This is a genomic window from Caldimonas brevitalea, assembly GCF_001017435.1.
Classification (GTDB): Bacteria; Pseudomonadota; Gammaproteobacteria; order Burkholderiales; family Burkholderiaceae_C; genus Caldimonas; species Caldimonas brevitalea.
Genome location: NZ_CP011371.1, coordinates 2,177,732 through 2,191,801, shown reverse-complemented (window position 1 = coordinate 2,191,801; position 14,070 = coordinate 2,177,732). Strand labels below are relative to the sequence as shown.

The following is a 14,070-nucleotide window of genomic DNA, read 5'->3' as shown; positions in this document are numbered from 1 at the left end:
GGCGGGGGCGGCTCCGCGGCGCGCAGTTCTGCAACAGCAAGACCCATCTCGGGTACTTGTCTTGCTGGCGCCCGTGTATGCCTCTACGCCCTGACGAACATGTGTCCCTGGCCGATCTGCAGCGCGGCCAGCATGCCCTGGTCCGCGACGCCGCCTGGGCCAGCCTGGCCGGCTCGCTCTACGGTGGTGTCGTGCTGGTGGGTTTTGCCCTCGCGCTGGGCGCCGGCCCCTTCCACATCGGCCTGCTGGCGGCGATCCCGCTGATCGCCCAGGCGGTGCAGCTGCCGGCGATCGCGCTGGTCGAGCGCTTTCGCCAGCGCCGCAAGATCGCCATCCTCGCGGTCACCACGGCGCGCATCTTGATCGTGGCGCTGGCGCTGCTGCCCTTCATGTCGGACATGCCGACCCAGCTCGCGCTGCTGGTCATCGGCCAGTTCACGATCTCGGCGCTCGGCTCGATCACCGGGTGTTCATTGAACTCCTGGCTGCACCAGCTGCTGCCGCGCGAAGGCCTGGGCAACTTTTTCGCACGCCGGCTGTTCTGGTCGACGGCCATTTCCTGCGTCGGCACGCTGAGCGCCGGCCTGCTGGTCGACCATTTGCCACTGACCGAGAAGATCCACGCCTATTCGATCTCGTTCGCGGCCGCCGGCCTGGCCGGTTTCGTCAGCTCGTGGTATCTGTCGCGCGTGCCCGAGCCGCAGATGGGCCCGGTGAGCCCCCACGGCAGCGTCTGGTCGCGCCTGAAGCAGCCGCTGCAGGACCGCAATTTCCGCAACTTCCTCTTCTTCATGGGCAGCTGGAACGTCGCGTCGAGCTTCGCGGCGCCGTTCCTGACCGTGTATCTGATGAAGCAGCTCGGCTTTCCGCTCAGCACGGTCACCACCCTGTGGGTCACCAGCCAGGTCGCCAACGCGTTGACGCTGTACGCCTGGGGGCGCATCTCGGACCGGCTCACCAACAAGGCGATTTTGTCGGTCGCCATGCCGGCCTGGTTCGCCTGCATGCTCGCGCTGGTGTTCACCGCCGAGCCCAACCGCCACGCGTTGACACTGCCCTTGCTGTATCTGCTGCACATGGTGATGGGCGCGGCGGCGGGCGGCATCGGGCTGGCCAACGGCAACATCGGGCTCAAGCTGGCGCCGCAGGGGCAAGGCACCGCCTACCTCGCCGCGATCAGCCTGGTCGGCTCGGTGGTCGGCGGACTGGCACCGCTGCTGTCGGGTGCGCTCGCGCAATGGCTGGAAAGCACACATCTGAAACTCTCGCTGGTGCTCGACTGGACGGCGGCCAGCCGCGCCAATGAATGGGCGGTGGTGTCGTTCACCCACTGGGAATTCTTGTTCGTCGTCGCCACCTTGTTCGGCCTCTACGTGCTGCACCGGCTGTCGAAGGTGCAGGAAGGCGAGCATGTGAGCGAACGGGTGGTGGTGCAGCAGTTCGCGCTGGAAGCGCTGCGCACCGTCAACCAGCTGTCGAGCGTGGGCGGCCTGCTCGGCAATCTGTTCACCTTCGGGCGCTTGTTCGACCGGCGCTTGTACGGCCGCACCGTGTACCCGCGCGAGAGCGAGAAGGCGCAGACCCAAGGCTGAGGCGGCCCGGTGCCCGGCCATGCCGCCGGGCGGCCTGGCGCCGCCCTTTCGTCGTGCTCTGTCAATCGGGAGGCCCGGGTGGGCATGGGGAATCGCCGACCACGTCGATCATGATCACGGGCACCACCGGCCGCTGCCAGCGCCGCCGTAAGCGGCTCCACCAGTCTTCGTTGCGCTCGCGCAGGAACAGCGGCGGGTGTTCACGCAAGCGAGGGCCGAAGTGGTCCTCGAAAAACCCGGGCGGATCGAGGTTGAGCAACATCGTGCCGGGCGGCAGCAGCTGCTGCGCCGCGCGGGCGAAGTGGGTGTGGTGCTCTGCCGGCGCATCGGCTTGCAGCAACAGGCCGACATTGCGGATCTGACCGGACGCGACGACATGGCAGACCCAACAGCGATGAATGCCGGGCTGGGTGGCGCAATAACGCAGCACCTCGGCGCAGAACGCGTCGATGTCGGGCAGTTGCAGCGAAGCGGGGGTGACAGACCCGGTGGCGCCGGAGGTCAGCAGCACCGTACTGCGCAACAGGTTGAGGCTCTCGTAGGGCAGACTCAGTACGTAGCGGCCGTCGCTGAGCGACAGGTCGAACTTCAAGTGTTGCGTCAGGCCCAGCAACACCGCGCCGGTGCACTCCACGACCGGACATTGCGCGTGGTGCGGCGAGCGCAAATGCGCGCCGGCCTCGACAAAGGCGAACAGCACCGGGTGACAGCCGTCTTGCTGCAGGAACTGCAGTTGCAGCGGGGCCGCGCCGTCGGCCTGCCGGTCCTCCTGCTGCCCGGGGACGAACAAGCGGTGCGTCGCAAAGTCGGTGGCGAAGCAGGCGTGGGCATCCTGGCCACGCTGTTCGCCATTGAGCCAAGCGAGCGCGGCATCCAGCAGCGCATGTGAGTGCATCGTGACCCTCCTCCCTGGCCTCGCTGCACGAGATGGGGTGGCGTCGTGGGCCACCGGCAGCTGAGGCTGAATGTCGACAACGGCCGGCGCCGCGGTGGCGCCGGCATTGGGCGCACGTCAATCCGAAGACGATGCGCTGTCGGACGACGACCCGCCGCAACTGCTGTCGCCGTCGCTGCTGCTGCTGCTGCTGCTGCTGCTGCTGCTGCTGTTGTTGTTGTCGCCGCGGTCGTACCCGCCGCCGGTGTCCGTGGCGGAGCAGGAGGCCCGAACCTGGGTGGGCGCGTCTTCGAACATCGGCGTCGCCCCTGCGGTCCATTGCCGCGCGTCCCAGCGGCTGGCACCGTGCAGGTCGATGTCGTCGTCGCGCCGTGGGTCAGCGGCACGCCGCCGCGTGCTCGCCGCGCGCAGCGCAAGATCGTCGGCGCCCGCGTCATCGTCCACCGCGTCGCCGCCGTGCAGGTGACGGTAGACGACCGGCCGCGGGCGACGACGGCGCGCTTGCGCCGCCGCGAGCGACCGCCCCCAGGCGAAGTAAACGTAGAGGCCGGTGCCTCCCACCAGCAACGCGGCGTAGTGTTCGTGGCGCGCGACGAGCACCAAGGCCAGGCCCATGGCCGTGGCCAGCATCAGATGTCTCAAGCAGCTCTCCCTCGCAGCGGTCGGCTCTGGAGATGGCCTGTCTCGCTGCCCTGTTGCGGTCTACTTGCGCACCTGTGCGTCGGCGCGCGCTTGGACTGCCCCTGCGGTGCCGGCCCTGCAAGGCGCAACTCGCCCGGGCGCAGCTCGCAGCCCAGGCTCCTTTGCAGGCAGACACGTCGATGCGCCCCGCCTGACGGCGGGCCGCGCGGTGTGCACGAAGCATCACCAGCGGCGCGAGCTTACTCCTTCAGATGCAACGCCAACACCCGCCCGATTGGGTGGGTTGGCGTCGGGCGCGTGCGGCGGCGGCAAGCCCGGCACGCTGCCTTGAAGGCTGGAGAATTCGGCCGGCGCTCGTTGACCGCGGGCCGCACCTTCCCTGTCCGCAGGCCGTGCTCGAACCCTTATCTGCCAGCCGTGTCGCGCACGAACGCCTCGATGCGCGCGTTCACCACGCCCGGTTGCTCGAGCGCCACCGAATGCCCCGCATGCGGCACCACGACCAGCTCCGCCCGCGGCGCAGCGGCCGCGATGTGGCGCGACAGCTCGACCTCATAGGCATGGTCCTGCTCGCCGGCGATCACGAGCAGCGGCACCGGGCAGTCGCCCAGTTCGTCCAGCACGCCGGCACGATGGATGACACCGTGCGCCGCGCGGGCGATATCAGGACCGAGGCCCATCATGTGCCGGCGCCAGAACTCCCGCTCCTGCGCGCGCGCCGGGTCGGCCACGAAACTGTCGCCGAACATGATGTACATCAGGCTGTCGATGAAGGGCTCGGTGCCCTCGGTGCGGATGGCTTCGACCAGCGATCCGAACTCGTCCAGCCGGTGCTCGGCCTCGCCGCTCGACCCCATCACGATGCAACCCCGCAGCAGCTCCGGGCGGCGTGCCGCCAGCCGCAGCGCGACAAAGCCCCCCATCGAGTTGCCCGCGAAATGGCAGCCTTGCAAACCGAGCGCCTCGATCAGCGCCGCGGCATCGTCGGCCAAGGTGTCCATGTCGACACTGGCCAGCGCGCTGCGGCCGCTGCGGCCCTGGTCACGGTCGTCGTAGCGCACCACGCGCAGCCGTTGGCCCAGCTCCAGGGCCTGGTGCTGGAACATGCGATGGTCGAAGAACAGCGAGTGGCTCAACACCAGCGCCGGTGCGTCCCGGGGTCCCTGGTCTTCGTAATGGAGGTCGATACCGTTGACGTGGAGGGTGGGCATGTGGGCTCCCGCGGGGTGGATCAGCGACGGATGACGTTGGGCCGGGCCACGCCCTGCTGCTCGCAGAGGGCCTGGTAGGTGTCGTGGATGTAGCGGGCATCCCAGACGCTGTCGACGCGGCCGTCGTCGTCGAGGTTGAGGTTGGCGCCGCGGATCGCGAACCAGGCCTCGGTCACACCCGGGTTGGAGACCGGCGCGTGCAAGGTGTGGATCGAGCCGGCCGGCTCGAACAGATAAGAGCCCGCACGGTTGACCTAATCGGGATGCTCCAGGTACAGCCAGGCGCCCGAGTAGGTCAGCGCCAGCACCTCGCCGGTGTGGCGGTGACGCGGCAGTGTCAATCCGGGTTCGAACCGCGCGCGCACGACCCACAGCCCGGCCAGGATGTCGACCTGCAGCAACTGCACGTCCAGCTTGTCGAAAAAGCGGACGAAGGGGGTGTCGTGCGGCCCGAGGTGCGCAACTGGTGGCGGCAGGTCGGCGGGGGCATCGGTCAGCAGGCGCACGGGGCGCTCGGACCTGGCAAGACTGCTCATGGCATGGCTCCTGTCGTTCGAGGCGGGTGACGCACAAGGCGCCGCCTTCCGCACACAGCCTATGCGACGGTGCGGGCCTTGCCCATCGCGAAGATTCGCGATGATGAAGCAAGCCCCGGGCGGCACGCCGGTGACCTGGATCGCCTAGCGTCCGGGGGCATGGTGTTCCGCATCTTCGACGGGTCTGTCCGGCCTCGGCGCGCTGCCTCGGGCGCACCGCACGGGGCGACCACGAGTCCAAGGCGACGTGGTGGCGTGTGAGGGTACGCCCCAGTCGCTCGGGTGCCTGGTAGCCGCCGCCCCTCACTAGCGACGCCCCGCGAGCAAGGCCGCGACGCGTGCCGTCGACGACGCTCCCAGCTTCTCGCGGATGCTGCGCAATTGGTGATCCACCGTCGAGAAGGACCGGTTGAGCTGCCGCGCGATCTCCTTGTAGCTGCGCCCTTCGGCCACCAGCGCGGCCACGCGACGCTCGGCAGGTGTCAACATCGACCAGCCGACCGGGTCGCCCGAAGGGGTTGCCGCCGGCGACTCGTACGCCACACTGCGCCGCGGTTCGCCCAGGCGTGCCGCCGCCCACAGCACCGGCGCCAGGACTTGCGTGGCCGCGCCGCCAAAGCGCTCGAACAGCGCTTGGCGCCATTCCCGCTGACGCAACACATGATCGATGCACAACAGACCGAGCGGCCGGCCGTCGGCCCACAGGGCGATGGCGATCTTGCTGCGCGTGCCGGCGCGCAACAGGTCGGCACGCAGCGTGGGTGTGAAGCTCGCGGTCTGGGCGATATCGTCGAAGACCACCGCGCGCTGCGAGGCCCACAAATACAACATCGCGGCGCCACGGTTGTCGACCGTGATGCCTTCCAGTGAAGGGATGCCAGGGTCCTCGCGCCGGGCCTGCGCGTGGGCGAGCCGATAGGTGGCGGCGCCCGGGTGCGCATAACCGCCGTCCACGCGGTCCACGTCGAGGTGCTCGCACAGCCACTCGGTGGCAAAGCGCCAGCAGGCATCGGCATCGTCGAGCCGCAGCAGCAGGTGGCAGGCCAACTCGCGCGCCTGCGGCCAATCGACTGCGGCGCGACGGTCGAGCAGGGCCGCACGCAGCCGGCGCTGCTCGGCCAGCACTTCGCCGGGGTCGGGCCTCATCCGCCCCTCCCTCGGCGCCTCCTCCCGGGTTGCGTTTTTCGTGTCCATCGCAGCCTCCCTCCTGGCAGCGGGCGGCAAGCACCAACTGCTGCAGGGCAGCAGGTTGCAGACAACCGCACCTGCCGGTCAAGCGTGGAAACCCGCTGAGCGCAAGGCTCCGCTGGCGGGCGGCAGGCTACGCAGCCGCAGCAGCAGCGGTGGCGCCGCTTGCGGCGCCTTGGCGACGGCTGTATCCGTCGCGCCCCTGCGCCTTGGTCTGGTACAAGGCCTGGTCTGCCTGCGCCAGCAATTGCTCGGGGCTGGTCTGGCCATCACAGCAGGCCGCCATGCCGATGCTGGTCGTCACGGCGAGCGAACGGGGTCCGAGCATGAAGGGCCGGCGCACGGCCTGCAGGATTTTCTCCGCGACCTGGTCGGCCTCCTGTGCGCTGTTGAGCCCCTCCAGGATCACCGTGAACTCGTCGCCGCCCAGCCGTGCGACGGTATCGGTGGCGCGCACGCAGGCAGACAGGCGACGGCCGAATTCCTGCAGCACCTCGTCGCCGATCCCGTGGCCCAGGTTGTCGTTGATCGACTTGAAATGATCGACATCGAGGTACATCAGCGCCAATGGCTTGCCTGACCGCCTGCCACGCGCCACCGCCTCTGCCAGCCTTTCGTTGAACTGGTGCCGGTTGGGCAGGCCGGTCAGCGTGTCGCTACGCGCCAGTTGCTCCAGGCGTGCCGTAGCAGCCTTGCGCTCGGTCACGTCGAAGCTCATCGCATACAGGCCCTGGACCGACCCGTCGGACGCATGGTCGGGGATCAAATTGGTCTCCAGGCAGCGGTGTTCGCCGCGCGCCGTCACCTCATGCTCGATCGTCGCGGACTTGCCTTTCCAGGCCGCGTCGAAGTGCGGCTGCATGGCCTCGTACGCGCGCCGCCCGCGGACCTCGCTGACCGTCTTGCCGAGCAGGAACGCCGGTTCGACGCCAAACATCCGCGCCACGTGCGCATTCGCGAAGGTGAACCGCTCCAGACGATCGATGTGGCACACCAAGGCGGGCAGGTTGTCGGTGATGAGGCGCAAACGCTTCTGGCTCTCGCGCAGCGTCGAGTCCTGCTGCTTGCGCTCGGCAATGTCCTGGATGAAGGCGTTGGCGCAATAGCCGCCGGGCCCGCGCACCGCGGCCACCGACATTTCGAGCGACAGCAACCGCCCCGACCGGTGCAAGGCTTCCAGCTCGCGGCGCCGGTTGATCACCGGGCCGGTGCCGGCCTGCGCAAAGCGGCGCATGCCTTCGTCGTGGGCTGCGCGTTGGTCCTCCGGCACGATCAGTGCCGACAGATTGCGGCCGATCACTTCTTCACGTTCCCAGCCGAACAAGTGCTCGGCCTGGCGGTTCCACTCCACCACCCGGTTGTGCTGGTCTATGCTGATGAAGGCGTGAGGTGCGTGGGTGAGGATGCCGCGGATGCGGTCCTCGCTTTCGCGCAGGGCCGCATCGCTCTTGCGCTTGTGCAACATCAGCTCATCGTAGGCCGCCACCACCTCGGCCAGTTCCGGCGTCGAAACGCTCAGCTGCCGCGCTGCGGCATCCGGGTCATGGCGGCGGATCTGCATCTCGGCCTTCAACTCCACCAGCGGGCGCAGCAGCCGCGCGCTGATCAGCCATGCCGCCAGGCCGGCACCGACGGCCAGCAAGGCCGCCGCCCAGAAGATGTCGGCTTCACGGTCCTCGAGCGCCGCGTAAGCTTCTTGCGACGGGTAGACGGCCGCCAGGGACCACGGCACGGACTGCAGCGGCTGAAAGGTGAACAAGGCCGGCGTGCCGTCGCGTGTCGTGCCTTCCAGCGTGGTGTCGTACCCCTGCGTGGCGGCCCGGGCGTGCGGCAGATGCGCAGCGTTGTCCATGGCCGAGCCGATACGGTCCCGCTGCGGGTGCATCACCACCTGCCGCTTGTCGTCGCGCGTCATCAGCAAAAAGTAGCCACCCTTGCCGATGCGGGTGTTGCCGAGCTTGGCCAGAAAGCTCTCGCCGTTGAGATACAGGACACCGACCAACGCGCCCACCACCGCGCCCTCGGCATCGCGCAGCGGCGCCGCCACCACCACACCCGGTTCTTTCGTGGCTCTGCCGAACAGCGGAGGCGACACGCTGGTGCGGCCCGCCATCGCCTGCACGAAGTAATCGCGGTCGGCGAACGAGCGCCCGATGCGGCCCGGCCGCTGTGGTGCGTCGGCGATCAGCGCGCCCTGCGCATCGATGACGAACACCTCGTCGAACAGCTTGCCCAGCACCGGCCGCTCGCTCATGTGCCGGCGGAACTGCTCGGCCGTGGGCACACCGCCTTCACTGCGCCGCGACAACACGGCCGCCGCCAGTCCCATCGCGTCCTTGCGCTGCCCGATCTTCTCGTCGAGCTCTTCGCGCGTGTGGCGCACCACGGTGGTCTGGTAGTCGGTGATGCTCTTGCGCATGTCGCGCTCGAGCACGTGCAAGCCGACCGCCACCACGGCCGCCAGCAGCAGCAACATGGCCGCCGCCACCGCGAACGCGAGCCTGGCCTTCAGGCCGACGCGGGACAGCAGGAAACGGTGAGGCAATGCGGGCACGACAGTGAGAGCGGCAAAGGGACGTTCGACCGGCCGAGGACGGTGGCAACCGGCCAGTGTGCCCAACGCGCGCCTCGCCCGTTCGCGGGAACAGGCAGGGAAATACCGCCCGCTTCTGCCGACCCCGGCTGGTTCAGCGTCACGCCGATCGGTAGAACCAGGCGCGTGTCGTGTCGTCGGCCGGAAAGAACGATTCGATGCGCAGCTCGTGCACCGTCACGTCGTGCGGTGTGCCCAGCGTCGCGATGGTCGTGAACAGGCTCAGCTCTACGTCACCCTTGCGGATGTGCACGGGCAGAAACGGCAGTGCCCGTGTGTCGAGGTTGGGCGTCCGGGTGGCGGCGTCGATGCCGGGCAATGCCACCAGCTCCTCGAGCAGGCGGGCTGCTTCACTGTCGGGCCCGTCGCCGAGGGCTTCGCGTTGTATCCAGTGCAGCAGATCGCCGCACACCGCCTGCCAGTTGCAGATGTGGCGGCGCGCGCCGGCCGGGTCCAGCATCAGCTTCAGCACGTTGGCGCCCTCGAACGCCGCCGGGGCCTGCGACGCGGGCACGTCGAGCAGCCACACCATCATCTCGACGGCGGGCGGGTTGGCCATCACGAGGTTCCAGAGCCGGTCGACCACCAGGGCCGGGAACGGGGCGTGTTGCGCCAGCATGAAATCCAGCGCCTGCCGCACCGCGTGCAACTCGGGGTCCGACAAGCTGCGTTCCTGATAGGCGGGCGCATAGCCGGCCGCCAGCAACATGACGTTGCGTTGCCGCAGCGGAATGTCCAGCACCATGCCGAGCTTCAGGATGATCTCCTTGCTGGGCTGCGAGCGGCCGCTTTCCAGAAAGCTGATGTGCCGCTGCGATATCTTGCCTTCGGTCGACAGCCGCAGCTGGCTGTAGCCTCGCTTGGTGCGCCAATAGCGCAGGGCAGCCGCAAAGTCCCTGAAGTAGGGATCGCGCACCGCGGCGCTCGACGTTCCGGTCGCGCTCATCTCAGTTCCTTCTCTCCAACATGCAGGCCAGTGCCTCGCTCGGGCGCCGGCCGGGGGCATTCTGCCGCGCCCGCCGTGGGTTGCCGATGACCTCGCAGGTCATCGAATCCCGGTGCAGGCCTTCACCACCGTCTTGCTTACCTCCGAGGTAATTGCCGCACCGCGCGGCGCTGCCGACACTTGCTTCAGACGAGCCGCAGGAGGCTCGTCACGACGACCCCCTCTCGTTTCTTACCTCGATGGAGAACCTCATGACCTCGATCCAACCGGCTCCCCTGCTCAAGTTCGCCCTGATCTCCGACGCCGTGGTCACCGGTGCCGTCGCGGCGCTCCAGCTGCTGCTACCGCAGTCCCTGGCCGATTGGCTTGCGCTGCCTCAGGCCCTGCTGGTGGGCACCGGCGTGTTCCTGTGCGGCTACACCGGCTTGCTCTCGATGCTCGCCACTCGCCCATCGGTGTGGAAGTCCATCATCCTGCTGCTGGTCGTGGGCAACCTCGGCTGGGCGGTGGGCTGTATCGCGCTGCTGCTCGGCACTCATGTCTCGCCGAGCCCACTGGGAGTAGCCTTCGTGCTCGTCCAGGCCTTCACGGTGGTCGTGTTCGCCGGTCTCGAATACGCCGGGTTGAAAGCCTCCTTGCCCGCCCAATCGCTGCGTCCCGCCCCGCTCTGAACCCACCGACCGGGCCAGCGCTGCTCGCCGATGCCGGCGGCAGCGCTGGCCGGCGGGCTTCAAAGCACGGCCGTGCTAAAACAGTTTAAGCAAACTTGCCTGTTGTCTGAAACGGTTGTCGATCACATGAAGGACACAGCAGCCTTCTCGATGATGCACAGGTGCGAGGCTTGCGCGGGAATCACTCCCGTAGCATGCGCAAGAACGGGCGGTGCAGGTGAGCCGACGCGCCTCTGACGCCCCTGTAAAGCGGCCCGCGTCTCGATGTATGCCCTGCATGCTCGTCACGCTGCACGGGCGTGCGGTGATCACAGTGCCTTGCTTCATCACACGTCCCCGATGCCGATCATTGTCGCGCTTCATTCACTGATCCATCCTGCATCCGCTCGTTGAGCACGGACGTGCGAACAGTGCTTCGCCCTCCGCAACGAGAGTCCGGTAAACGGCGCTTCGACCGTGAGCCGGCAGTCGGCAAGGCACGCATGCATGCATGCGCGTCCAGCACGACGTATGTGGAGACAACAGCCATGAGAGCGCTTCGACTTGCCCGCCTCCTGCAGCCCCTGCAGCACGTGATCGCAAAGGTGTTCCAGACTCTGTCCGTCGCGAGCTGCAGGCGATGGACTCAAACCCTTCCGAGCCGTCTCTCGTTCGAGACCCTCCGCTTCTCCCAGCTCGCCGCCGGCGCCAAGACCGGCCGTGCCGATCTTCAGCGCCGCCGGCGTGACGCCGAGGCTCGCCAGCGCTACGAGGCCCTGACCGCGCGCCTGCTCGGCCGTGGCCTGCCGGCCACCAGCGTCGATCTACAGCTGCGCGTCTCACCCGCGGAGCGCATGCGCCTCATCGCATGAGGTGATGCCGAGTTGAGTGGCGCCCAAGCGGCAACGCCGGCGTGCCACACGACACCGATGCCGACGTCCAGCCGACGTCGATGTCCCTGCCGACAGCCCTTGTGCCGTCTGCGTGCGCCGCCCTGCGCACGCGGTGGGGCAAGGCCGTCGGTGCACTGCGGGACCTTGGCCTGATCCGCCAGGTCCTTCCTCTCCCTGAAAGCTGATAGCAGGAGTCTCGACCATGAAGATCCACTCGAAGCCAGCAGGCCTCGCGCCCCTCGGACGCGGGCTGGGCGGCTGCCTCATCGCCGCCTGTGCCGCGGTGCTCGCCGGCGTCCCCCTCGCCGCCGGCGCTGCCGCCCCGCCCGCCGTGGGCGAGTTCGCAACCTTTGAAAGCGGGCCGGTGCGCCCGATGGCGCTGTCGAGCGACGGGCGGCGCTTGTATGTGGTGAACACGCCAGACAGTCGCATCGAAGTCTTCGACGTGTCCGGTGCCAAGCCGGTGCCGCTCGAAGCCATCCCGGTCGGCCTGGAGCCGGTCGCGGTGGCCTTGCTCAACGACCGGCAGCTGTGGGTGGTCAACCACTTGTCGGACAGCATCAGCGTCGTCGACGTGTCGGCATCGCCGGCCCGCGTCGTCAACACCCTGTTGGTCGGCGACGAGCCGCGCGACATCGTGTTTGCCGGCCCGGACAACCGCTGGGCTTTCATCACCGCCGCGCACCGAGGGCAGAACGCGAAGTTCGATCCCAAGCTGTCGACGCCGGGGGTCGGACGCGCCGACGTGTGGGTGTTCAACACCGGTGCACCGGGCACGGCTCTAGGCGGCACGCCGGTGACCGTCCTGAACATGTTCGGCGACACGCTGCGCGGGCTGGCCCGCAATGCCGACGGCACGCGCGTCTACACCGCCGTGCTCAACTCCGGCAACAAGACCACCGTGCTGGAAGGCAGCCCGCTCGGCGGCGCCCTCGACAAGGCCGGTCCCTCTCATGCGGCAGACGGCACCAACCAGGTCAACACCAGCCTGATCGTCCAGAAGAACGCCAAGGGCGAGTGGGTCGACAGCGGCGACCCGAAAACGAACACCCCGCCCAAGACCTGGAACGATCGCGTCAAGCTGAACCTGCCCGACAACGATGTGTTCGTGATCGACGCGACCGGCAGCACGCCACGCGTCATCGACAAGGTGACCGGCGTGGGGACGACCTTGTTCAACCTCGCGGTGCATCCGCAATCGGGCAAGGTCTACGTGAGCAACCAGGAAGCGCTGAACCTGACGCGCTTCGAAGGTGCAGGCACGCGCAGCACCACGGTCAAAGGCCATTTCGTCGAGAGCCGCATCACGGTGATCGACGGTGCGAGCGTGACACCGCGACATTTGAACAAGCACATCACCAGCTATTCGCAGCCCCTGGGAACGCCAGCCGAGAAAGCGGCGGCATTGGCAACGCCGCTGGAGATGGCGATCAGCCCGGCCGGTGACATGCTCTACCTCGCGGCGATGGGTTCCAACAAGCTCGCGCGCTTCTCGACGGCACAGCTGGACACCGACAGCTTCACACCCTCGCCGGCCAACCACGTGACCCTGACCGGAGGCGCGCCGACCGGCGTCGTACTCGACGCGCCACGCGGGCGAGCCTTCGTGACGACGCGCTTCGACAACGGCCTGTCGGTGGTCAACACCGGGACCTTCACCGAAAGCGCGCATGTGAAGATGTTCAACCCCGAGCCGCACGATGTGGTCACCGGTCGCCGCTTCCTCTATGACGCGGCCCTGACGTCCAGCCGCGGCGACTCGTCTTGCGCCGGCTGCCACATCTTCGGTGACATGGACCACCTGGCCTGGGACCTCGGCAACCCCGACGGCAGTGTCGCGAAGAGCCCCAACGCCTATCCCGACCGCATTCCGGCCTTCCTGCGCAAGCCCACCTTCCACCCGATGAAGGGGCCGATGACGACACAAAGCCTGCGCGGGCTGGTTGGCAATGGGCCGATGCACTGGCGCGGCGACCGCACCGGCGCTTCACCCGGCGCGACGCTGGAGGAACGGGCCTTCAAGGACTTCAACATCGCCTTCGATGTGTTGCTGGGACGGGAATCACAGCTGAACGACACCGACATGACGTCGTTCGCGCGCTTCGCCCTCAAGCTGCTGTACCCGCCCAACCCGGTACCCAACCTCGACAACACGCTGACGCCCATCCAGGAGACCGGCAAGAAGGTCTACAACGAGGTCGCCTCGACCGGGCCGGCCACCTGCAACAGCTGCCACGTGCTGGACCCCGCCAAGGGCAAGTTCGGCACCAGCTCGCTGATGAGCATCGAAGGGCCGCGCCTGGACGAGGACTTCAAGGTTCCGCAGCTGCGCAACATGTACCAGAAGGTCGGCATGTTCACGCGCAACTTCCCGCGCTCGCGGGCAACCGGCGACCAGATCCGCGGCTTCGGCTACGAGAACGCGGGCGCCCAGGGGTCGGTGTCGAGCTTCCTCGACACGCTGGTGTTCATCCAACTGAACGCGAAGCAGCGCGACCAACTGGAGCAGTTCGTGCTGGCCTTCCCGTCCGACATGAACCCGGTGGTCGGTCAGCAGGTGACGGTGACCGCGTCGAATGCCAACCAGGCCGACATCAAGGCGCGTTTGAACCTGCTCGTGCAACGCGCGCAGGTGACCGCGCCCCGGCCCGAGTGTGAGCTGGTGGCCAAGGGTGTGATCGGCAACCGCACGCGCGGCTGGGTGATGTCCAACGTCAGCGGCGCGCAGCCGAGCTTCGTGCCCGACCGGCGCGGTGACGCCGCGGTGTCGCTGCAAGGCCTGCTCGCCGAAGCCCGCAGTGCCGCGACGCCGCTGACCTTCACCTGCGTGCCGCCGGGCAACGGCACGCGCATCGGCGTGGACCGCGACGCCAACGGAGTGTTGGACCGCGACTGAGCCGCGGTGGTGTGAGACGGCAGCCGCC

The 14,070-nt window shown here is 68.1% G+C and carries 12 protein-coding genes; 4 read left to right on the top strand and 8 right to left on the bottom strand.

What is annotated here, in order from left to right:
- The first annotated feature begins 77 nt into the window (after positions 1-77).
- Complete coding sequence (locus AAW51_RS09535; protein ID WP_083438192.1) at positions 78-1,592, top strand: MFS transporter; 1,515 nt, start codon at positions 78-80, stop codon at positions 1,590-1,592.
- Between the two features lie 61 nt (positions 1,593-1,653).
- On the opposite strand, the gene AAW51_RS09530 is transcribed toward AAW51_RS09535, so the two are convergent.
- The 8 genes from AAW51_RS09530 to AAW51_RS09500 all read right to left on the bottom strand — a co-directional run bounded on the left by AAW51_RS09530 (position 1,654) and on the right by AAW51_RS09500 (position 9,603).
- A complete protein-coding gene (locus AAW51_RS09530) occupies positions 1,654-2,487 on the bottom strand; it encodes a hypothetical protein (RefSeq protein ID WP_047194423.1) in 834 nt (277 codons plus the stop codon).
- Positions 2,488-2,604: 117 nt separating this feature from the next.
- Entirely contained in the window at positions 2,605-3,129 is a 525-nt protein-coding gene (locus AAW51_RS09525) for a hypothetical protein (protein WP_157359734.1), read from the bottom strand.
- 404 nt (positions 3,130-3,533) lie between these two features.
- Positions 3,534-4,340 carry an alpha/beta fold hydrolase gene (locus tag AAW51_RS09520; protein ID WP_047194421.1) on the bottom strand — a complete coding sequence of 269 codons (807 nt, stop codon included), beginning with the start codon at positions 4,338-4,340 and terminating at the stop codon, positions 3,534-3,536.
- A gap of 20 nt (positions 4,341-4,360) precedes the next feature.
- On the bottom strand, positions 4,361-4,543 hold the full coding sequence (locus AAW51_RS29835) for a cupin domain-containing protein (RefSeq protein ID WP_157359732.1): 183 nt from the start codon (positions 4,541-4,543) through the stop codon (positions 4,361-4,363).
- Positions 4,544-4,594: 51 nt separating this feature from the next.
- Complete coding sequence (locus tag AAW51_RS28015; RefSeq protein ID WP_157359729.1) at positions 4,595-4,876, bottom strand: cupin domain-containing protein; 282 nt, start codon at positions 4,874-4,876, stop codon at positions 4,595-4,597.
- Positions 4,877-5,182: 306 nt separating this feature from the next.
- Complete coding sequence (locus tag AAW51_RS29045) at positions 5,183-6,022, bottom strand: helix-turn-helix transcriptional regulator (RefSeq protein ID WP_169788003.1); 840 nt, start codon at positions 6,020-6,022, stop codon at positions 5,183-5,185.
- A gap of 175 nt (positions 6,023-6,197) precedes the next feature.
- Entirely contained in the window at positions 6,198-8,618 is a 2,421-nt protein-coding gene (locus AAW51_RS28010) for a diguanylate cyclase domain-containing protein (protein ID WP_157359727.1), read from the bottom strand.
- A 139-nt stretch (positions 8,619-8,757) separates the two neighbouring features.
- Complete coding sequence (locus AAW51_RS09500) at positions 8,758-9,603, bottom strand: helix-turn-helix domain-containing protein (RefSeq protein ID WP_053013452.1); 846 nt, start codon at positions 9,601-9,603, stop codon at positions 8,758-8,760.
- 251 nt (positions 9,604-9,854) lie between these two features.
- Between AAW51_RS09500 and AAW51_RS09495 the strand changes: the two genes are divergently transcribed.
- The 3 genes from AAW51_RS09495 (at position 9,855) to AAW51_RS09485 (ending at position 14,042) form a co-directional block, all read left to right on the top strand.
- Positions 9,855-10,274, top strand: a complete 420-nt coding sequence (locus tag AAW51_RS09495) for a hypothetical protein (protein ID WP_047194420.1) — start codon at positions 9,855-9,857, stop codon at positions 10,272-10,274.
- Between the two features lie 572 nt (positions 10,275-10,846).
- Complete coding sequence (locus AAW51_RS09490; RefSeq protein ID WP_169788002.1) at positions 10,847-11,125, top strand: hypothetical protein; 279 nt, start codon at positions 10,847-10,849, stop codon at positions 11,123-11,125.
- 223 nt (positions 11,126-11,348) lie between these two features.
- Complete coding sequence (locus tag AAW51_RS09485; RefSeq protein WP_053013451.1) at positions 11,349-14,042, top strand: YncE family protein; 2,694 nt, start codon at positions 11,349-11,351, stop codon at positions 14,040-14,042.
- Positions 14,043-14,070 lie beyond the last annotated feature (28 nt).